The sequence below is a fragment of the Psychromonas ingrahamii 37 genome (assembly GCF_000015285.1).
In the GTDB taxonomy this organism is placed as follows: Bacteria; Pseudomonadota; Gammaproteobacteria; order Enterobacterales; family Psychromonadaceae; genus Psychromonas; species Psychromonas ingrahamii.
Map to the genome: position 1 here is coordinate 4,497,989 of NC_008709.1, position 21,314 is coordinate 4,519,302.

Sequence of the window (21,314 nt, forward strand, 5' to 3'; positions counted from 1 at the left end):
ATGGTCCCCTTAAAGTGCTGACGCAACCAAGCGTTGTGTATAAGCATCTTGCGGATCTTCTAAGATTTGATCCGTTAAGCCTGTTTCAATAATGCGACCATACTTCATCACAATAGTACGTCCCGCCAATAGGCGGATAACACCTAAGTCATGGGTTACCACAATCATGGCCGTTTCGCTTTCACGTTGAATTTCCATAATTAAATCTAGAATGGCTGCCTGGACAGATAAATCTAAACCTGTAGTGACTTCGTCTAAAAAAAGTAAGGGTGGATTAGTGGCTAATGCCTTGGCAATTTGCACACGCTGCTGCATTCCTCCAGAGAAGTTTTTTGGCATTTCATCCATACGTTCAGTCAATACTTCTGTACGGCGCAGTAATGTAATGGCTCTTTCTCTAATTTCCCGATAGTTAGTCAGGTTCGTCATTAACAGGCGTTCAGCAATGTTTCCACCCGCTGAAACATTAAAGTTCAAACCTAATATCGGGTTTTGATAGACCATGCCAAACCGGTGGTTACGTAAGTGGCGTTTTTGCTGAGCGTTTAAACTGAATAAATCATACTGCTTACCATCGTCAAAAAACGTTGCTTGACCCGAGGTTGGCATTACATCAAAAAACAGATTATTAACCGAGGTTGATTTACCGGAGCCTGATTCCCCCATCACGCCTAAAATCTCACCTTTATAGAGATCAAAACTGATATTGTGAGCCGCTACAACAGAGCCACAATGAGGACAGATATTAGTATTGTGCTCTGGACCCGTTGAATCAAAACATTTAGCACAACCTTTACCGTAAACCTTTGACAGATTGCGGACTTCTAATACTTTTTCACGCGACATTTATCCCTCCAAGCTTTGCTGATTGTGCTTCTAACTGTTGATCACAATAATCGGAATCAGAACATTGATAGTGTTTTTCGCCAGTTGTTGCATCGGCAAACTCATCTAAAAAACTATGGTCACAGCCACAACAGCGGCAGGTACGACGTTTACCCGTCTGATCATTAAAGTTTTCAACACGGAAAGGCACATCATCAAACTCTAAAGGCTCTGCTAATGTATAAGGCGGCACGGCATAAATTTTCTTTTCACGCCCGGCACCAAATAAAAGCAAAGCTTTTGAATTGTTCATTTTGGGCACATCCCAACGTGGAATAGGCGAGGGATCTAATACATAATGACTATTGATACGCGTTGGGTAACGGTGTGAGATAGTGATTTCATCAAACTTCACAATGTCTTCATATAGCTTGACTAATAAGCGCGAGTAATCTGCTTCACCGTGCATAATTTTGCGTTTATCTTCTGATGGCTCGACCACTATTAATGCATCAGGATAAGGAACCTGCAGCACTATCACCTGATCTTCACGCAGTTCCTGTTCCGGAATACGGTGACGTGATTGAATTAAATTCGCTTCAGAAACCCGGGTTGTGGTATCAATGCCGGGACAGGTCATTTCAATAAAGCTGCGTAAGTTGACTGCATTGACCGAATCATCGGCTCCCTGATCAATGACTTTTAGGGTGTCTTGTTTGCCGATTAACGACAGGGTTAATTGCAAACCACCTGTTCCAAAGCCCCGCCCCATCGGCATTTCCCGACTCGAATAAGGCACTTGATAACCTGGAATTGCAATGGCTTTTAAAATACTGCGGCGGATTTCTTTTTTGGCATTCTCATCTAAGAAACCAAAATTATAGTCGGCAGAAGCTTCTCTGAATGCTGAGCCTGATCCGTTTTCTTGATTAGACATTGCCAGCTCCTTGGTTTGCATCGTCATGCTTATCTTGCGTAGTTCTTAACCTGTCCATATCCGATTGAAAGGTCACATAGTGCGGCATTTTATAGTGTGTACAGAATCCCATCGAATCGATACCATCAATGTGCAGCAATACAAACTCGGGATCTTCTGAAGGGTTGGTCGGCCCATTTTTCATGCCGGACTGTAAGGCACGGTCTAACACCGACATTGAGATGGCTTTAACTTCGTTATGCCCAAAACAAGCGCCGTAACCTAGACTAAAGGTCGGTTTCCCACCCTCTTCTTCGTCTTCGTACATGGCAACGACTTCACACTCCGTCATTAATACTTCACCCACTTCGATTGGCTCACCGGTGATCGGGTGTGGAAGCATAACCGGTAAATAGCCCACTCTAAGTTCGGCAACCGTTGGATGAATATCTCCGTAGCCACGCATATTGGAATACGCAATGGCAAGAATAGAGCCTGTTTCAGAACGCGCCATAGTCGATAATGCGGCAGAACGCGGCACCGGAAAAACCAGTGGTTCACGCGTAATATCAAAGGGTTTTTTTTCAGCTGCAGCTTGGTCAACAGGTGGCAGCAATCCTTCTTCACGTAGGGCGTCCAAGACTTTTGGAAAAGTATCAGGAATCTCATTATGACTATTATTATCCAGCCAATTAGCCGCCACGGCTTTAAAGGCTTCTGGTGATTCATCAAGCAGCTCGGTACGCATTAAACGCAAGGCATAATCAGTACTGGCACCCAACATCTGCCCACCGGGAATGTCCTTAAAAGAGGCCGAAATACGACGAATCACGCGCATATTGCTGGTCTCTGTGACCGGAGATTCAACCAGACGCGGCTTGGTTGAACGATAAGCACGTAAAGCAAAGGAGGCTTCCAGCGTATCGCCCAAGCTTTGTTTAATGGCCAAAGAGGCAAGTTTAGGGTGATACAGGCCACCTTCAGATATAATTCGGCTATGTAGAAAATACAACTGGTTTTCAATGGTCTCTAAATCTAATGGTTCCGCCGACTCACCTTGACGAGTACGCACGAATTCCAATAGTTTTTCCGCACCCGCAATAGCCTTACCACCGCCTTTAATTGCAACGTAACCCATTAGTTTAGTCCCTTATTAGTGTTGATCTCGATAATCTCAACCTTGGTGGTGCGTGGTAGCGCCATAATCTGAGTGTCATCAACTAAAACACAGTCAATTCCTAAAGGAAAAGCGCAACACCACTCATTTCGCTGTTCTAACCAGACAGGATCAAGGCCTGAAACACATACAACGGTTTCACCATCGACACCAGGCCCGGTTAATTTCAAACGAACATCTCCGTTATTAATTTCTAATTTCGAGACTTTTAAAATTAATGTCGCTGCAAAATCAGGTGATACTAGTGTCCCTAATTTTGGTTGGAAGCTAATGGCTTTAGCCCCATCACATAAAACATAATTCGCTTGTTCAGCATTCATATTTTGAGCCTGTAACAGCGGCCAATGATCATCGCTTAATAATCCGTCAATATCAGCTAAAGAGACTTCACCATCTAATAAAATCGCCAAAACTGCTAAATAGGCGGGGCTGCTCTCTAGACTCTCTGCCCAATTATCTAACCGGCCAGGGCGAGACATAACCTGCATCAGGCTATTAAACAAAGCTTGTTGAGTGTCTGCCAGCCAAATAGGGTTGATATAAGCGCCGAGTAAATCTTGTTTAAACACTTTTATTTTCCTTCTCGTTAGTTGCACCCAGTAAGGAGAAATCAACCACTGTCGAACCTAACATGGCTTTACGGGTAAGTGCTTCTTGCTCAAACTTAAACTCTCCTCTTTCAAGGAGATCCGAAAGTTTAGAACAGGCCATTAAGTCATTTGCCAAAATGGCATCACAGACGGCCAATAGAGAGGCTAAGTTTTGATCGTCATCCATTAACTGTGCTGCACCTTCAAAGGTCTTGCCCTGTTTATCGGTTAAAACCACCCAACTGATTGCAATCGGAAACTCCCCTAAAAAATAGGGTTCATGCATGGCCGTATCTTTAGTTTGCAATACACCCAATCCCGTTTGAGGAATGGATTTATAAGACACTTGGTATTCATTAATAACGGCATCAATTAGCGCTTTAATTTCATCTACGGGCACCAGTTTTAAGGCTCTAATCCATGCACTTCGTGGTATTTTTCGACAAGTTTTATTCATTTAAGATTCCCTTTAAAGTGTTTTCTTACGCAGTTTCTGTGAGAAAAACTCAAGCACTACAACAGTAATAAAAACAATTAATAAAATAGTGGCAACATAGTCATAATCGAATATATCCCAACGGCCTTTTAGCTCCATACCAATACCGCCTGCACCGACAATGCCGAGTACAGTTGCAGTACGGATATTACGCTCAAAGATATATTGAACAGAGGCAATCCAAGCGGGTAAAACTTGAGGAAAGACGGCATAACGCAAGACTTTAATTGCATTAGCACCTGCTGAACTCAGTGCCATTTGCGGGCCTTTAGCAGCATTTTCAATCTCATCGGCAAAGAATTTACCTAAGACCCCCGAGGTATGAATCGCCAGGGCCAACACACCTGCAATCGGGCCAAAACCATAGATAAGCACTAAAAATAAAGCCACAATCAGTTCAGGCATTGAACGGTGAAAACTTAGCCAGGCACGTGCGACATGATATACAATAGGGTGTGGAGAGTAGTTACGAGCCGCTAAAATACCTAATGGCAAAGAAATAACAATCGAAATAATGGTTCCCCAGAAGCCCATTTCAATCGTTTCCCACATCATCCACAACACTTTTTTTAAGTAGCCAAGGGGTTCAATTAAGTATTGCGCTTTTTCTTCTGTCCAAGTATCAGTATCTATATAATATTCACGAGAAACGCCTTCTTTAATATAAGAGAGCCAAGGTAAGTGTTGCAAATCTAGCCCTTCAATACGGCTTAATTCAGTCCGTGTTTGCAATTGAATTGGAAAAGCCTGACTGGCAAATTTAGACACGCCATTTAACACCTCAGAATCACCAATACCAACTGCAGACAGAACGGCCTTACTAGTTTCAATTGCAGCTTTATCCATTTCGGTATTCTGCCCAGACCAAGCTAAGAGCACAAAGGCTAAAAATAAAAACAGGACAGTTTTTGGCGTGATAGCTTGATAGGTTTGCCATTGACTGTGATCACGTTTTATATGGTTTTGAGTGTTTTTATTCATGCGCTGGCCTCCTTCATTTTAACGATCCTTGGTTGTGCTGGCTCTTTAATAGTTTCAGAGGACTGACTGTGTTGTTTGTCTAAATTTTCGCGTTCAATGGCATAGAGACGTTTTTGTACATCGGCAGTCATCTCAGAAGGCGGGCCATCAAAAAAAACTTCGCCATCTCGTAATGCAATGATCCGGTCTGCAAATTCCAGCGCATAATCCATCTGGTGCAGGGTACAAAGCACGGCTGCACCATTGATTTGAGCCGCGGTTTTAAGGCTGTTTAATACACTACGGCTCATGGCAGGATCTAAACTTGCTACCGGCTCATCTGCTAACACCACTTTAGGGCTAGCCATAAATGCTCGAGCAATAGCCACCCGCTGTTGTTGCCCTCCTGAAAGTTCAGAGGCACGACGCACAAGATGCTTTTCTTCCAGGCCCACTTCGCTTAATAACTCACAAGCTCGCTGCTGATCTTTTACCGGAAAATACTTAATCATGCTTAGCCAGAATCCTGCCTGTGGCAAAACGCCGGTTAACACGTTAGACAGTACACTTAAACGTGGCACTAAATAGAGTTGCTGGTGAATCATGCTGACACTTCGTTGAATCATTTTAAGATTCTTTTTTTCCAGTGGTTGGCCATCTAAATAAATCTTTCCGGAACTGGGTTCAACCAGGCCATTAACCATATTCATTAAGGTTGATTTACCCGCCCCAGATGGCCCAAGCAAGACACAAAATCCGCTTTTTTCGAGACGGATTGAGACTTCTTTTACCGCTTGTGTACCATCAGAATAAATACGGCTAACATTGTCAAAAATCAACATTATTTTTCTCCAAAAATAAACAACTTTGTATACAGATCTAATAAAGTTGGTTTGCAAAGTTCTCTTAAAAAGCACCTCTGAAATATCAAGATGCAATTAAGATAGATTAATGACGAAAATTAACGCTGACCTGCTTTTCCAATCATTTCTACTTTTACCGTTTTTGTAACCGCATTTAGCTTTTTCAGAGCGTCAAAGATTTTTTGCTCATCAAATTCTGCATCATAGCGATCCACTGTTTTACCGCCATATCCACGAATTTTAGAAGGATCCATTTTTGTATGGATTTCACCAAATGCTTTACGCAGTTGTGCTTTTAACTCAGGTGTTAATCCTTTGTTCATCGCAAGAGGAGGATTCGGAATGGGTTGTGATTTTGCTAGAGGCGTGAATAACGAAGGATCAATCGCGCCTTTTTTAGCGGCTTTACCAAAAGAGTTGTATGAAGAGGCGGCTGCATCTACTTTACCTGCTGATAATGCAGCTAATGATGCTGAGTGAGAGCCCGCAATAATGACTTTCTTAAGGTCTTTAACAGGATCAACGTTGTCTGCAATTAACATTGCAACGGGAAAGTTGAATGAAGACGTTGAGCTTGGGCTACCAAATGCCATGCTTTTGCCCTTAAGGTCTGAAAGCGTTTTAATACCACTGTCTTTACGGACAAAAATACCCGAGTAGTAAGAAGATTCGCCTTTTAATACATCAACTGCTAAAAGTTCAACACCACATTTTTCCTTTGCCTGACCGTAAGTAACTGCACCAAACCAAGCAATATCCGCTTTATCGTTACACATACCTTCAACAACAGCCGCATAGCTTGCGCCCGCTTTAATATCAAAGTGAATACCGTAGTTTTCAGTAATTCCTCGAAACACCGGGCCGTAATCTTTAGTGATATCGTTTGTACCTGTGTCTGCTGGAATCATCAACACACGTAATGGGTTTTCCTGGCTACCGTCAGGCAGCGCCGAAGCGGCTAAAGGTGTTAAAGCACAGACGGTAACGGCTGCTAAGAATAGGTTCTTAATTTTCATTAATATTTCTCCAAAAATATAAAAAGTTAAGTTAAAAAATAAAAGGTTTAAACAATCTAGCCAAAAGAGTGATTAGACAGATTGCATAAATGTTTCAAGGTGTTGATACCTGATTCGTTAAATTAAGCGTTCATTAAAATTTCAAGTTGAATCATGTCGGACCTAAACCGGGTGATCGAGTATTCAACTCTTTTGCCAGTTTGTGTATCTTCATTAATTGTTTTCACTTTCAAGATAGGTCGGTTACTTGACATACCCAGTCTGAAACTGTCTTGTTCGTTTGATCTCGTGGCAGAGACTAAGCTCGACACTCTTTTTGTTTGAATGCCACACTCTGCTTTTAAAAATTCTCCTAGTGAACCAGATTCATATTTAGCGAATGCCGTCGGGCAAATATCTTTTGGTAAAAAGTGACTAATTAATGCCGCTTCTTTACCTTCAATTTTTCTCAGTGTGTCAATTTGAAAGACTTCTGCGCCGTTCTTTAATTGCAATTTTTCTGCAATACCACCACGAGCAGCAATAATCTTTTTATCGACAAGAAGACTTTCAACCTGCAAGTCATGAACCTGTACAGATTCTGTAAAACGCTGATCGCCTTTAACGCTATATGCCAACCTTTTTTCAGCGATAAAAGTCCCGAGTCCATGACGTTTTTCCAAGACACCTTGTTTGACTAATTCTTCTACTGCTCGACGAACCGTATGACGATTGACCGCAAACCTATCCGTCAGAATTTTCTCCGATGGATATAAGTCACCGGGCTCAAAAGCATCTTGAATATCCGCCTCAATCGCATTGGCAATTTGCCTGTAAATTTTTTCTGGGCTGTATCTATTAATCATTTCACTTGTCTAGATGTCTAAAACTGTTGATGAGTTTAGATAAAGAAAGTTTCAGTAAAATTTCATTTTAATTAAGGTTTTATTACCAATGTAGACATCCATAAAAATAATTGAATGACAATAATCGGATAAAAAAGGGAGGGGGGGGATCACCTTGCCATTTTTTAACCTACTCGCGAAAACCCATTTATCTGACGAAAAAGGGTTATAAAATAGAGTTAAAAATAACAAAAAAGATAATTAACATTAATTAAATCAATTGCTTGATTTTTAAGGGGCAGTAATGAAAGTAATAAAGTGAAGGGGCTTATATTTAAAATCGAGTGCCCAGTGTGTTTCTAGGCCGAAAAAAGGTATCTAGCAGCTCCTGAAGGTTGGCGCTACTCACGCCTATCTGGCGGCAAAAATAAACAATGCCGTTATCTTTAACAGTCTTGCTTATTCGTTCCCACATGGATAGGTTCCACCATTAATTATCAGTTAAATTAGGATCATGTTGAATATTGGTTTTTGAAGATTTCTTTTTTTCATTACCAAGCCACATGGCAATGGCTATCCATACAATAATCAGCGTGTTGAATAATGGCTTATCCAGGCCTTCATGGTAGACAAAGACCGCAAGTAAAAAATGCAGAGTGGGTTCGACATACTGATAAACAACAATCTTTTGCAGATTTACATTGCTAATGGCAGCAGAGAGCAGAAAAACAGGGATAATTTGCAGGAAAACCGCCCCAAGAAGAACATAATAAGCGGGGTCTGGTTGGGATGGATTATGGCTTGACGCAATAACGACAACTGTTATCAAAGCAGCAGGAAGCTGAATTAAGTTTTCAATATATAAATTTTCATTATTACTAAACTTAGACAGCTTTTTCAGTGCCATATAGGCAGCAAACGAAACAGCAATAACAAGAGAAAGACTGGGTGCAACACCCTGGCTGATAGCAAGGTAGATAAGCGCGCCACACATTAATAAAAGCGATAACCTCTGGATATTATCGGTCTTCTCTTTAAATAAAAACCATGAGAATCCAGCAGTTAGTATTGGCGCAATAAAATAGGCCATGCTTGCATCCAGCACATAGTTATTTGAAAGCGCATAGACAAAACCATACCAGGATATATTCATTATCACCCCGGATATCGAGATGGCTAAAAATGAACGCTTATCATTCCAAAGTTTTTTTAGATCAACCTTTACGCCGGTAAATTTTAACCAAAGTACCACCAGGGTAAATGACCAGATAATTCGGTACGCCCATAACTCAGCCATGTTATTCGCTGGGAAATAATGAAAAAATACCGGGGTGAGTCCCCAGACCACAAAAGCGAGAATGGCAAAAAAATGAAATCTCATTTACAAGTGACCTAATGCGTAACCATTGAGGATAATTATTCCTTTATGGTTCAGAATTGGGTTGATAACAGCCAAACTATCTGCAAATGAACGGCAAACACCCATCCATTCGAAGCACTTTGTTACTTTTCGAGCAAACAACGGCCCTGCATATTTTTCCAGAAAATGAAAACCGTTGAGATCACATCCTTTATTTTGGAATGCTGTTTTACCTGCTAAGCGAATAGCATGCTTCATTAATATTGCAAAGAAGCAGCCTACAGGTCTATTTACTATGATATTCGAATTAGCTAATTCCACATTGCAGCCCGCTCACTAAAAATAGCTACTGTAACACCAAAATTAAAATAAGGCTGTTTGATTAAATGCAACTTGCCGGACAGCCATCAGTGCGGCGGTAATGCGCAGCGTTTGATTAATCGCCTGATCGGTCTCGCCGAGGTGCTTTAAACTGCTGCAGTGACTGTGAAAACAGGCATAACCGCCATTTACGACAGAAACGCCAACACAAGGATAGTGCGTTGCTGACCTTAATAGTGGAAAACGAACGAAAGCACAGTGCGTCTAACGTGTTCCCCACCTACAGATCAACAATCCCACGATTGACAAAGTAAGGGTTAGTAACCGACATACGGCTTACCGCAAACAGTAGTTCGCGCTGCTCATTTTCAGTGAGCGTACCAAAATGGTCTTTGACTACAGCAATAACCGATAGATCCTGACAAGCAAGGGCTGCTGCCCATGCCGAGCATTTTCGATTAACCGGACTGAGGAACTTCTGTTCTGTTAATACATTGTCCAGCAGTGTTTTCTGATCTTCGGATTCTGCTAGAAAACAGACCAGTGGCAGACATACCTATGACCTCACAATTTCACCGGTTTAAGGTAACCCGTTAATCTTTCAAAGCGAGGTATCCAAGCGAGAATATTCTCATATGGAGTTAAGGTAAGCAGTGCTTCATCGCAGTAAATTAGAGTCGAGTAAACGGCAATGTCGGCAATAGTAGGGGTATTACCGGTTAACCAATCTTTACCTGCGAGTTTTTCATTTATGATAGGCAGGATTTTTGACGCAAGTTGCTCACAAATGGGAAATTCCGATTCTGGCAATAATTTAAAGGCGTTAATCAAGCGGGCTTTTTCTACTGAATCCTTAAGCTCATTACTGGTTAGACTAAGCAGAATATCAACTTGGCTTTGTTGTTCCAAATCAGCCCCCAACCATTTTTTATCTTCGCAGGTTTTGGCCAGATAGCGCAAAATTGCAACTGAATCGCTTACTGTTATATTCAACTCGTTATCAACTAAGGCAGGAATAAGGCCTAGCGGGTTGATGCGTAAAAAGTCAGCCTGTTTCTGCTCACCTTTGGTGATGTCAATTTTAATAATTTCGGCTGGATGCCCGAGCAGGGAGGCAGCCAGGCGAGTTCGGTAACAAGGTAGTGAAAAAGGAAAGCTGTAAAGTGTGATCATAATTACCTCATGTAGTTGTTTTAAAAAAGTACAGATCGGTACTCTACGGAGTGAGGGCCGCTAGGTCAATATGAAGTTACAGATCTGTACTATTTTTGTTACAATATTCGAGTTACCAGCCACTAGATTGGATTTTATTGTGTCAAAAAAGAAACAGCAACTAATTGATATTGCACTTAATTTATTTATGAGTGAGGGGTTTCATGCGACCGGCATAGACCGCATCGTAGAGGTTTCCGGCATTTCTAAAACCACTATGTATCGTCACTTTGAATCAAAAGAGGTGTTAATCAGAGATGCACTACTTGTCTTTAGTCAGCGCCAGCAGGCCGCTTGGGAGTTCGATGAGCCTCATCTATTGTCCGCAGAACAACTGATGCTTGCGCGTTTCGATGAGTTAGAGGCTTTGGTGCAGAGTAAGCATTTCTGTGGTTGTGTGTTTCTCAACGCAAGCGCAGAGTACCCCGATGAAGAGAGCCTTATTCACCAGGTAGCTATCGCCTACAAAGCAGCATCCCTCGCAGAAACCAAGCGACGCTTAGCCTCTATAGAAGATAGTGATAACAACCTCGCATTGACTATCGAATTAATTTACGAGGGAGTTGTCGCCCGATTGCTGGTTCAGCAGGATTTAGGCTTGATTCAAACAGCTAAAAAAGTGGTGACTGCGGTGCTTAAATCAAAACCATAACGATCTTTTTATCAAAGAGTCATAATAGGAATCATCTTTCTTAAATCCAGTAAAGCTACAAATGATTCAACGGATGGCGAATTTTTTTAGAACTTATGCGGGGTTATTCGATGCATAAATATGCACCTCTATGAGAATAATCTAATAAACAATTGATAATATTTAAAATAATATAACCTTGGCTAAGTCTTATGGTAAGTAATTTTTTTTAAGTGTTTGGGAACGATTTAAGTGGTTTTTATAAATTTAAGAATCTGTGCCAGAACACTATTACCAGCATTTAATTCCTTGTAAATGTTAATATTATAGTAATTTTTAGGTTTTTATTTTTTATAAGTCATTGTAATTTATTATATTTTAAAATCATAAGATTATAAGTACGACAACCATAAAGTGGAACCAAGCTGAATTTAATGCTCAAAGCAGTAGTTAAACAAGAAATGTAACTATTTATTATAATGGTGATTTTGCGCATAAATATTACTTCATAAAAAATACTAAAATTCAGCGCGTTATGATATTATTAAGGTCTTTTAGTGTTTATTTGCAGATGCTAATAACACATTAAATAGAGTTAATAATTATGAAAAATATTATTTGGGTGTTTCTTATTGTATTTACTTCTGTAGCACAGTCAGCAAACTTTCAAAAAGGTATGAATGCAGCTGACAAGGGGGACTTTAAAACAGCTTATAAAGAATGGTTTCCACTTGCCCAATTCGGGGATGCAAACGCCCAATATAATTTAGGAACGATCTATGCCAATGGTCTCGGCATCCCTCAAGATTATAAAGAAGCTGCCCTCTGGTCCCGCAGAGCAGCCGAGCAAGGACATGTTGGCGCCCAATACTATCTGGGATTGATGTATAACAATGGTCAGGGCGTCCTTCAAGATTATAAACAAGCAGCCCAGTGGTATCGCAAAGCCGCTGAGCAGAGGCATACCGGCGCCCAATACTACCTTGGTTTGATGTATGACAATGCTCAGGGCGTTCGCCAAGATAAGAAACAAGCTACCTACTGGTATCAAAAAGCTGCTGAACAGAATTATGCAAACGCCCAATATTCTATGGGTGAGCGGTATGCCATTGGTAACACCGTCCCTCAAGATTATAGACAAGCAGCTCAGTGGTATCGTAAAGCCGCCCAACAGGGGCATGCAGCCGCCCAATATGATTTAGGATTGATGTATTCCAGTGGTCAGGGCGTCCCTCAATCTTCTGAACAAGCGGCCCAGTGGTATCACAAAGCCGCCGAACAGGAGCATGCAGAGGCACAATATACGTTAGGATTGATCTATACCAGTGGTTATGGCGTCACTCAATCTTATAAACAAGCAACCTACTGGTATAACAAAGCCGCTGAACAAGGATATTCCGATGCCCAATACAATATGGGGTTGATGTATAACAGTGGTAATAATGGCTTTAAAAATTATACAGAAGCGACCCGCTGGTATCGTAAAGCCGCTAAACAGGGGAATGCAGACGCCCAATACAATATGGGGTTGATGTATAACAATGGTCATGGCGTCATTCAGGATTATAAACAAGCGCTCCAGTGGTACAATAAAGCCGCCGAACAGCAGCATGCAGGCGCCCAATACAATATGGGAATGATGTATGACTATGGTCAGGGTGTCTCTCAAGATTATAAACAAGCCGCCGACTGGTATCACAAAGCCGCCGAACAGGGACATGCAAACGCTCAATACTATCTGGGCATGATGTATGAAAATGGTCATGGCGTGCTTCAAGATTATAGGCAAGCCTATATGTGGCTCAATTTAGCCAGATACAATGGTGACAAAACTAAACAAATATTTAAGTTAGTCACGCCTAAAATGACATCAAAAGATATAAATGATGCACAGAAACTGTCGAAAATATGCTTAGATTCAAACTATAAAAATTGTGATTGGAAATTGTAAGTTAGCTGACTGATCAATATCGTTTAACAAACAAAACGATTTGTCTCTTTGCCTGCAAAAAACAATATCTTCTTTATTTTTTTCGTTAGAACATTAAGGCCTGCTTACTTTTCGGGATTATTAACCACGAAATACAAGCAGGCCTTAATTTAAAAATTGGTTGTATGCTCCAGTTTAAAGTACATACAATATTGAGTGTAACTACGGTAAATTATACCAAACGCATTAATCAAGTGATCATAAACTTAATGCGTTTATACCCATGTTAGTTCAAGATGCTTTTTGAAATTTCATGGGTATAGTATTAACCCTCATTGATCAGCATCGAGTTTTGTAAAGTAATAACTCGTTGTTGCTTAATTAACTGAGGATTCTTACCATTGCTAATATAGCATCGCCATTGCTGCAGGCTGTCTTCCGGGTAATAGTTAAATTTGCAGTAATTCACACCGAGCAACACCTGACAAGTACTTTTAGTGTAAGCATCACTACGGTCCATTAATACTGAACCAGCCCGACTGCCTAGATTATGCTGCAGATGAATTTTTTGCAGGACCGCAGCAGCCGACAACTCAGATAACTGCGCCAACCATTGTTGAAAATGCCGTTGCCGTTTAGCTAACACCGTTTCGGTATTTAACGCAGATGAGCTAAGCAACAGTGCCGCTTGACTGACATTATGAACACTTAAGTACCGACCATTCCAACTTAGATGTAAGCATTCACTACTTGAGATAAGCTTTAAATAGAAAGGATTATAGTTTTGATATTTTTGATGATTTTGCTCAGCAAAGCTGTTTTTCACAAGGTTAAAGTTACCATAGGCTAAGGATTGCGGAATGATATTTCCACGAGTGGGTACGGTATCTGATTGAGGGTCTTGATAGATATTAAGTAAGGCGAGTACCGCCCCATGATTATTAACCCCAAACCATGTGCCTTAACCTTGTCTGTCAATGGGATAGAGCCGCTCAACGCCATTATTCTGTGGTTGTTTACTGAAAAATATGCAGATCAACCGTTTCCAGGCAAAGTATTTATTAACATTGCCACTATTTAACGGTAACTCATTAATAAATCAGTGCGACTTAATTTCATAAAGCTGATTGCCTTTTTAAGCCGTTTTTTCGCCTTGCGTTTAACAAACGCTTTTATGATATAGCAAGCTTAGCGCAGCCAATTCAGTATATTATCTGTAAAAGTTATTATTCGCAGTTTGCTTTGCTGTTGTTTTTTAGCCTTGCCGGTTATCTTTTTAATAGCAGTGACGCGCCACTGCAACAACTGCAGCATTTATATCTGCTGATGATCCCATTGGTTTTTGTCTATTTATGGTATGGCGCGCACAAAAAATACGGGCTGGTAAGCTGATTTAGGCTGTTTCAGGTTATTAGAATCCTCTTATAACAGGCACAGAGTGGCAGTCTGTTTTTCAGCCCATAATCGTATATTTATTAAACATTACGTTGACTTTAACTCCTGACTCTGTATAATCCGTATCAGCAAAAGAAAGCCTTACGTTTACATTCTCCATTTCGTTGTTTTATTAATAATACCTCGCACTGTAGTTTTTAAGTTCCAGTCTGTTTTTACGCTATTCAAGCCTTCTAAAGGCAATTTCATATTAAAATTACAGGATATTATTATGTCTAATAAAGTACAAGGAACCGTTAAATGGTTCAACGAAGCGAAAGGTTTTGGTTTTATTGAGCAAGCATCTGGTCCAGATGTATTCGCTCACTTTAGTGCTATTGCAAGCGAAGGTTTCAAAACCTTAGCTGAAGGCCAAAAAGTAGAATTCACTGTAAGCCAAGGTCAAAAAGGCCCGCAAGCAGATACTATCGTAGCACTTTAATTTGCTCTGATATATTAGCTCCCAAATCGAGCTAAATTGATAAAAAATGGTAAACCTTTTCGGGTTTACCATTTTTTTTGTTTAAAAACAGGCTTCATCAACTCAAATAAGATGAAAGCAGTAAAAATAAATAACAACTCAACACTGCTGAATTGGTAACACTCTGTAATTATTGACTTTTTATTCTATCGTGCCAAGTCACTAACCAAAGGCAGGCCGAGTGCTTTGTTTATATGAAGGTGAAGCTAGAAATGCTGTTTTTTAGCTATTAAGGGGTATTTGGTTACCGCTGTCGATCGGTCTTAAAAAGGCAAAAAATATTGCGCTTAAGCACAGTGTAGAAATATCAACGGAAGTGCCTGACCTTGACGACTATGCTCTTGGTAATAAGCATAGTATCCATTGCCGCACACATTCCAACATTATTACGCAAAAAACTTTATGGTCAGGTTGTTACCCCTTTAAAAAGCAACGGAGTGTTTATTTGAGAAGAATACAAAAAACCCCATATTAAAATAAAGGGTATTGGCGAGCCACCCGAATCGCAAACCGTGTTATTTATCTTACTTGATCAATTGCCAGTTGAGCTTGGGTGTCTAGAATTTATTATCGGGACTCCACTTAAAAGACATATTATGCAAGGAAAATATCATTAGGGAGAGACTGCTGTTGTTAAAGTTGTTACATGCAAAACGGCACAAAGAGAAAGCAGACTACAAGACAGTTTATAATTGGCGCTTTTTTGAAAACAATAAAGTACCAACACCGAGTAAGCAGATCTTGCCACTATAGCGTAACTCTCTTTTTAGAAATTAATAAAAAGGAAGAAATCTAATCTGACTCGGATTAGTCTTAATCATCCAGGTAATTGTAGGGGGAAACAGCATGAAAAGTACTCAAATGGGTTTTAACCCAGATTATGCAGAAGACGCACCGACACTCGAACAGATTAGTGCCTTGGTCGGTGATGCTATCCTCGAATTTGGGGTACCCTGGTGCGGGCACTGTCAGGCAGCACAACCCGCAGTTCAGGAGGTACTAAGCGAATATTCGCAGCTTCCTCACATCAAGGTAGTTGACGGTAAAGGTAAACCACTGGGTCGTGCATTCAGAGTTAAGCGTTGGCCGACCTTTATTTTACTGCATAAAGGGATGGAAGTGGCGCGATTGGTACGGCCTTTGGGTACTGACGAGATACGCGAGTTGCTCGCTCAATGCAAATAATTTGAGTACTAATAAAACCCAAGGCATTATTATTTTAGCGCTTCTGCAGCTCTCAAGCGCTAGAGTTTTATGTGCAAATTAATGGAGTTCACTTTTGTCGGCGTTTTTATTCACCACAAGCGAATAAAAAATATTTGCAGAAGATTGCAGATAAATGCTTTAACATTGTCAGAAAAGTGTAAACTGCGACCCATATCTCATTATTTTTCTTATTGCCATTAAAAAAATCGACAAATAATTGATGTTAAGTTGACCTTTTTATTTTTGCCTGTAAAGTGTCATCAACGTCTAATTCTTTGTTTATTGTCCTTAAAAGGAAAAATATGCATAAAATCATAAATGTTAAATTGACTTCTATTTTCTCCCCAATATGCCAAACGCTGCTTCAGGAGGATGCTAAAAGGATCAAAACACAATCTGAGGATCAAGACACGGATAACCGCACTGAGTTACTTATTATTCGTCTCGATGGGACTATTATTGGTTATGCTACTTTTGACGTTATTGATGATATACATGTCAATATTAATTCACTACATTTCAGAAAAATCGTTAAAGATCATTCACTCGGTGAATACTGGTTATCTCGCCAATTAAATCGCTATTTACGTAATAATACCTATATCAATTTTTTGCTGGCCAGTTAACAACTCTGCTGCAGAAGGGTGAAAAAGAACAATATTTGTGACTGCACTGTTAAAAGTGCAAGCACAAATATAAAATCAGTCAGTTAGTTTTACAAATGGGTTACTCCGCACGTAGGGCTTCAACCGGATTGAGCCGGGCAGCGCGCCGGGCAGGCAGGACACCGGCAATAAGGCCAATACTGATAGCGATAACTTCGGCCAGAATAACAAAGTTCCATGAGGTATGGACAGGCAGTGCAGGCAGACTCAGATGCAGTAGTTGGGCAATGCCGATACCGAGTCCCAGTCCGGCGAGTCCACCAACGGCTGAAAGTATAATCGCCTCACCTAAAAACAAACTGAGTACCTGAGACCGCCTCGTCCCCAATGCCCGAATTAAACCTATTTCACTGATCCGTTCATTAACGGAAATGGTCATGATAGTGACTATCCCAATCGCACCGACTAATAATGAAATACCGCCAATAGCCCCAACGGCAAAGGTCAGCACATTTAAGACAGAACCCAGTACCTCAAGCATTTGTTGCTGAGAGGTAATAGTCACATCATCTTTGCCATGGCGCTCTGCGAGGATTTTTTCAATCCCAGCTACTACGGTTTCAACGGAGATACTACCATCGTAAAGCAAATCCACTTCATGCAGGCTGTCACGGTTAAATAAACTCAAGGCACGGGATGCCGGAATAAAAACAGTATCATCCAGATCAAAGCCCAATACGTTACCTTTTGACGCCATTACACCAATAATACGAAAACGATTCCCTCCGACTGTAATGCGTTGTCCTAAAGGATTTAAATCGTCAAATAATTCATATTTGAGTTTACTGCCGAGTACAGCAAAAGCGCGTGGAGCGGTGGGATCATCATCGGGCAGAAATCGGCCTGACTTGACGCTCATTTGAAAAGCTTCCGGCATTTGTGAACCGGCACCATAAATCGTAGTACGGCGACTACGGTTGCCCGCTTCTACCTCGGCATTACCCTGCACAACAGCCACCACGGCTCGGGCATAAGGTAGCCGTTTAAGCGCCTGCGCATCTTCAACGGTTAATGGCCGCTCAGTACCAAACACACCCATACTGATGCCGCTAGTCGTCGCTTTTCCTGGATTGATGGCCACCAAATTAGTACCAAATTGGGTAAATTCCGCAAGCACAAATTGATGGACACCTTCGCCGATAGACGTTAACAGGACAACGGCAGCAACGCCCACTGCAATGCCTAATGCAGATAAAAAACTGCGCAGACGATGTGCAATCAGGGATGAAGTGGTTAAATGTAGAAGGTCGCGCAGCTGCATAATCTATTTACCCGTCAGGGCGAGAACAGGATTCAGACGCGCAGCTTGTTGTGCCGGCAGTAAACTAAAAATAAATCCGGCTAATAGACTGACAGCAACCGCAGTCAATACCGCCCAGAGCGGAGAATAGGCAGGCAAAGCAGGAAAAACCAGTCTGATAGCAAAACAACCCAGTTCGCCCAATAATACACCGAGCACAGCGCCGAAGATCGATAACATAATGGCTTCGAATAAAATCAAATAAACAATCTGACGCGAAGGTGCACCTAAGGCTTTGAGTAAACCAATTTCTGCAGTACGTTGAGAGACGGCGACCAGCATCACATTCATAATTAAAATACCGGCGACAGCCAGGCTGATTGCCGCAATGCCGCCAATAGCATAAGTTAGTGCGCCTAATATACGATCAAAGGTTTTCAGTACCGCATCCTGGGTGATCACGGTCACATCCCGTTTGCCCTGATGACGCTCTTTTAACAGCTCGATAGTGGATTGCTTGACTGACTCGATGGCAGAACGGGTTTTAACTTCCAGCAGAATACGAAACAGTGAAGCGCTGTTAAATAACTGCTGCGCAGATGCCACCGGAATAATAATAGTATCCTGTACATCCACACCAATCGACCGCCCTGTTGAGGCCATAATGCCGATCACCCGAAAACGCCGATCCCCCAGACGTATCCATTGACCTAACGCTGCTTGTGCTGCAAATAGTTGATCTTTTATATTACGCCCAATCACACAAACAGGAGTAGCACGATCTAAATCACCGGCAGGTAAAAAATGCCCCTGGGCCAGTTGCCAATGGCGAATATTTAATAGCTCGGCGTTACTGCCAATAATGGGTACTTCACGTGATCGGCCCTGAAAACTGGCATTAATTGAACCGATATTGATCGGCGCTATACGGCGAATATTTAGGTTACGGGTTAATGCCTGCGCATCATCAAGGGTCAGATCACGAGGAGTTGTCCCCACCATAGCAACGGAATTAAGCCCTGATGTTTCAGAATAACCAGGAAAAACAATCACCAGATTGGTACCTAATGAGCTAAATTCATTGCTGACATAACGCCGGGCACCCTCCCCTAAAGCGGTTAACATAATGACCGAGGCAACCCCGATAGCCATCGCAGTTAACATCAATATTGTCCGGGTCGGATAACCGCTCAGAGCACCCCAGGAAAAAACGGTAATATCACGCAGTGACGTTTTCATAAGCAGGCCGGAGATAAAGGCTGATCCGATTCAATACGGCCATCAACCATTTTTAATTGCCGCGTTGCCCGCCCGCCAATATTGCTGTCATGAGTCACAATAATGACCGTTATCCCCTGCCGGTTAAGCTGCTCGAGAATATTAATCACATCCTGACCGGATTTTTGATCCAGATTACCCGTCGGCTCATCGGCCAGTAATATCTTCGGCTGCATAATAGTGGCACGGGCAATCGCAACACGTTGGCGCTGGCCACCAGAAAGCTGATCGGGTCGATGGTGAGCACGATCGCTCAAGTCCATTTCTGTGAGCGCTTTGTTAACCAGAGGACTGCGCTGCAGAGGCTCCATACCGGCAAGCATTAAAGGCAGCTCTATGTTATCTGCTGCCGTTAATCGGGGGATCAGGTGAAAGGCCTGAAAAACAAAACCAATAATTTTACTGCGGGTGGCAGCCTGCTTGTCATCGGGCAGCGCGGTAACATCCTGCTGATTTAATAAATAAGTGCCTGCCGTGGCGCTATCCAACAGACCAATTAAATTCAGCAAGGTTGATTTCCCTGAACCCGAAGGTCCCATAATAGAAATATATTCACCCGCCACAATGGACAGATTAATATTATCGAGGGCATGTACCTTTTGCTCTCCAACCAGAAAGTCACGATGAATATTCTTTAATTCGATCATAGTTAATTCAGTCATCTTTATTGTCAACAACAGCACGGGCACCTTCTTCGACCCCTTCCCGTTCGATTGAAGTTACCAGCAGTTCACCCGCAGCAAGACCGTCAAGCACTTCTGTATAATGCCAATTGCTTATGCCAATTTTGATCTTTCGTTGTTCAAGCAGACCATCTTCTTTTAAAATCAATACCTGGTTACGATCGAACAGTGCCGCAGTAGGAATACGCAAAACGTTATCACGTTGATCAAGAATAACTTCGGCATCGGCACTGTAACCGGGCAACATATTACCGATATTGTCGAGATTGATAAATTCAACTTCTATTTCAACCGTGCGTGACTGTTTTTCCAGATCCAATACATAGTCAGCAACCCGGCGTACTCTCCCGGCAAATGTTTTCCCCGCAAAAGCATCCAGTGAAACACGGGCGGGCATTTTCGGGCGAATCTGCGGTGCATCGACTTCATCAATGGGTGCAGAGACATACAGACAGCTGTAATCAATCAAGTCAATCGCCGGCAAAGTAGCGACACCAATGGGCGAAGGGGTTAGATACTCCCCCACTTCACCATTCACTTCGGCAACGCGGCCGTTAAAAGGGGCATTTAAACGGGTGCGTGCCAAAGCGGCGCGGGTTGCATCAATTTTTGACTGGCTCACCTTGACCGATGTATGGGCAGCTTCGCATGCTGCAAGCTTAGCGTTCGCTGCACTTTCGGCCTGATCAACACTCTCTGCAGAGACCATGTTTTTTTTGAACAAAGTGCGCAGGCGATAAGCTTCTCGTTTAGCAAGATCGCCAATAATACAAGCCTCGCGCACTAGAGCTGCAGAGATTTCACTTTCATACTCAGCCAGTGTGACCTGTGCCTGTAGATCATCATTCCATATTTCCAGCAGCAGTTGCCCGGATTTGACTAGATCCCCCTCTTTAACCAGCAGACTTTCAATCTGGCCACCAATAGAAGGTGAAAGACGTGCTCGCTGGCAGGCTTTGAGCGTTCCCGCCCGAGTATTAGTAATAGTTGCCAGCACTTCACCCTTTGTTACTTCCTGCACCACAACCGCTATCGGGCGAGAACGTTTGAGATAAACAATAAGCACTGCAATGGCAACAATAATCAGCATAGTGATAATAAGCAGGCGATGTTTTTTTAGCATAAAAAGATCCCGGTTATTTTGACAGGAAAATAATTTGTTGTGTTATTAATCCAGACTGGATTAATTTATGATCAGCGAAAAAT

General features: G+C 41.9%; 23 protein-coding genes. 6 read left to right on the forward strand and 17 right to left on the reverse strand.

Going from position 1 to position 21,314, the window contains the following annotated elements; all coding sequences use genetic code 11:
• Positions 1-9 precede the first annotated feature (9 nt).
• The 12 genes from PING_RS19020 to PING_RS19075 all read right to left on the reverse strand — a co-directional run bounded on the left by PING_RS19020 (position 10) and on the right by PING_RS19075 (position 10,521).
• Positions 10-846 (reverse strand): ATP-binding cassette domain-containing protein, encoded by an 837-nt coding sequence (locus PING_RS19020; RefSeq protein ID WP_011771913.1) that lies wholly within the window; start codon positions 844-846, stop codon positions 10-12.
• Positions 836-1,762 carry an alpha-D-ribose 1-methylphosphonate 5-phosphate C-P-lyase PhnJ gene (locus tag PING_RS19025; protein WP_011771914.1) on the reverse strand — a complete coding sequence of 309 codons (927 nt, stop codon included), beginning with the start codon at positions 1,760-1,762 and terminating at the stop codon, positions 836-838. Before PING_RS19025 ends, PING_RS19020 begins: the two co-directional genes overlap by 11 nt.
• Complete coding sequence (locus PING_RS19030) at positions 1,755-2,879, reverse strand: carbon-phosphorus lyase complex subunit PhnI (protein WP_011771915.1); 1,125 nt, start codon at positions 2,877-2,879, stop codon at positions 1,755-1,757. Before PING_RS19030 ends, PING_RS19025 begins: the two co-directional genes overlap by 8 nt.
• Positions 2,879-3,487 carry a phosphonate C-P lyase system protein PhnH gene (gene phnH / locus PING_RS19035; RefSeq protein WP_011771916.1) on the reverse strand — a complete coding sequence of 203 codons (609 nt, stop codon included), beginning with the start codon at positions 3,485-3,487 and terminating at the stop codon, positions 2,879-2,881. Before phnH ends, PING_RS19030 begins: the two co-directional genes overlap by 1 nt.
• On the reverse strand, positions 3,480-3,965 hold the full coding sequence (gene phnG, locus PING_RS19040) for a phosphonate C-P lyase system protein PhnG (protein ID WP_011771917.1): 486 nt from the start codon (positions 3,963-3,965) through the stop codon (positions 3,480-3,482). Before phnG ends, phnH begins: the two co-directional genes overlap by 8 nt.
• 12 nt (positions 3,966-3,977) lie before the next feature.
• Positions 3,978-4,985 carry a phosphonate ABC transporter, permease protein PhnE gene (phnE, locus tag PING_RS19045; protein WP_011771918.1) on the reverse strand — a complete coding sequence of 336 codons (1,008 nt, stop codon included), beginning with the start codon at positions 4,983-4,985 and terminating at the stop codon, positions 3,978-3,980.
• On the reverse strand, positions 4,982-5,806 hold the full coding sequence (gene phnC, locus PING_RS19050; RefSeq protein ID WP_011771919.1) for a phosphonate ABC transporter ATP-binding protein: 825 nt from the start codon (positions 5,804-5,806) through the stop codon (positions 4,982-4,984). Before phnC ends, phnE begins: the two co-directional genes overlap by 4 nt.
• 119 nt (positions 5,807-5,925) lie before the next feature.
• Positions 5,926-6,843, reverse strand: coding sequence for a phosphate/phosphite/phosphonate ABC transporter substrate-binding protein (locus PING_RS19055; protein WP_011771920.1), 918 nt, complete (start codon positions 6,841-6,843; stop codon positions 5,926-5,928).
• Positions 6,844-6,965: 122 nt separating this feature from the next.
• Positions 6,966-7,688, reverse strand: a complete 723-nt coding sequence (gene phnF / locus PING_RS19060; protein WP_011771921.1) for a phosphonate metabolism transcriptional regulator PhnF — start codon at positions 7,686-7,688, stop codon at positions 6,966-6,968.
• A 469-nt stretch (positions 7,689-8,157) separates the two neighbouring features.
• Positions 8,158-9,048, reverse strand: coding sequence for an EamA family transporter (locus PING_RS19065; RefSeq protein ID WP_011771922.1), 891 nt, complete (start codon positions 9,046-9,048; stop codon positions 8,158-8,160).
• Positions 9,049-9,348 carry a hypothetical protein gene (locus PING_RS19070; protein WP_011771923.1) on the reverse strand — a complete coding sequence of 100 codons (300 nt, stop codon included), beginning with the start codon at positions 9,346-9,348 and terminating at the stop codon, positions 9,049-9,051.
• Positions 9,349-9,912: 564 nt separating this feature from the next.
• Positions 9,913-10,521: a glutathione S-transferase family protein gene (locus PING_RS19075; protein ID WP_011771924.1), complete on the reverse strand. Its 609-nt coding sequence runs from the start codon at positions 10,519-10,521 to the stop codon at positions 9,913-9,915.
• Positions 10,522-10,660: 139 nt separating this feature from the next.
• Between PING_RS19075 and PING_RS19660 the strand changes: the two genes are divergently transcribed.
• Both PING_RS19660 and PING_RS19085 read left to right on the forward strand, forming a co-directional pair.
• On the forward strand, positions 10,661-11,212 hold the full coding sequence (locus PING_RS19660) for a TetR family transcriptional regulator (RefSeq protein WP_198134726.1): 552 nt from the start codon (positions 10,661-10,663) through the stop codon (positions 11,210-11,212).
• Between the two features lie 583 nt (positions 11,213-11,795).
• Complete coding sequence (locus tag PING_RS19085) at positions 11,796-13,142, forward strand: tetratricopeptide repeat protein (protein WP_011771926.1); 1,347 nt, start codon at positions 11,796-11,798, stop codon at positions 13,140-13,142.
• 304 nt (positions 13,143-13,446) lie between these two features.
• On the opposite strand, the gene PING_RS19090 is transcribed toward PING_RS19085, so the two are convergent.
• Positions 13,447-14,031 carry a hypothetical protein gene (locus PING_RS19090; protein ID WP_232279456.1) on the reverse strand — a complete coding sequence of 195 codons (585 nt, stop codon included), beginning with the start codon at positions 14,029-14,031 and terminating at the stop codon, positions 13,447-13,449.
• A 24-nt stretch (positions 14,032-14,055) separates the two neighbouring features.
• Here PING_RS19090 and PING_RS20825 point away from each other — a divergent pair, with 24 nt between their 5' ends.
• From PING_RS20825 to PING_RS19105, 4 genes are all read left to right on the forward strand, one after another.
• Positions 14,056-14,202, forward strand: a complete 147-nt coding sequence (locus PING_RS20825) for a hypothetical protein (protein WP_157035410.1) — start codon at positions 14,056-14,058, stop codon at positions 14,200-14,202.
• Between the two features lie 585 nt (positions 14,203-14,787).
• A complete protein-coding gene (locus PING_RS19095; RefSeq protein ID WP_011771928.1) occupies positions 14,788-14,997 on the forward strand; it encodes a cold-shock protein in 210 nt (69 codons plus the stop codon).
• Between the two features lie 885 nt (positions 14,998-15,882).
• Positions 15,883-16,221, forward strand: a complete 339-nt coding sequence (locus tag PING_RS19100) for a thioredoxin family protein (protein ID WP_011771929.1) — start codon at positions 15,883-15,885, stop codon at positions 16,219-16,221.
• A gap of 323 nt (positions 16,222-16,544) precedes the next feature.
• A complete protein-coding gene (locus tag PING_RS19105; RefSeq protein WP_011771930.1) occupies positions 16,545-16,868 on the forward strand; it encodes a hypothetical protein in 324 nt (107 codons plus the stop codon).
• Between the two features lie 100 nt (positions 16,869-16,968).
• Here the strand turns inward: PING_RS19105 and PING_RS19110 are convergent, their stop codons facing one another.
• The 4 genes from PING_RS19110 to PING_RS19125 are packed head-to-tail and all read right to left on the reverse strand — an operon-like array spanning position 16,969 to position 21,231.
• A complete protein-coding gene (locus PING_RS19110) occupies positions 16,969-18,168 on the reverse strand; it encodes an ABC transporter permease (protein WP_011771931.1) in 1,200 nt (399 codons plus the stop codon).
• 3 nt (positions 18,169-18,171) lie between these two features.
• Positions 18,172-19,386 carry an ABC transporter permease gene (locus PING_RS19115; RefSeq protein WP_011771932.1) on the reverse strand — a complete coding sequence of 405 codons (1,215 nt, stop codon included), beginning with the start codon at positions 19,384-19,386 and terminating at the stop codon, positions 18,172-18,174.
• Positions 19,383-20,102, reverse strand: a complete 720-nt coding sequence (locus tag PING_RS19120; protein ID WP_232279389.1) for an ABC transporter ATP-binding protein — start codon at positions 20,100-20,102, stop codon at positions 19,383-19,385. Before PING_RS19120 ends, PING_RS19115 begins: the two co-directional genes overlap by 4 nt.
• On the reverse strand, positions 20,080-21,231 hold the full coding sequence (locus tag PING_RS19125) for an efflux RND transporter periplasmic adaptor subunit (RefSeq protein ID WP_011771934.1): 1,152 nt from the start codon (positions 21,229-21,231) through the stop codon (positions 20,080-20,082). Before PING_RS19125 ends, PING_RS19120 begins: the two co-directional genes overlap by 23 nt.
• Positions 21,232-21,314: the final 83 nt, after the last annotated feature.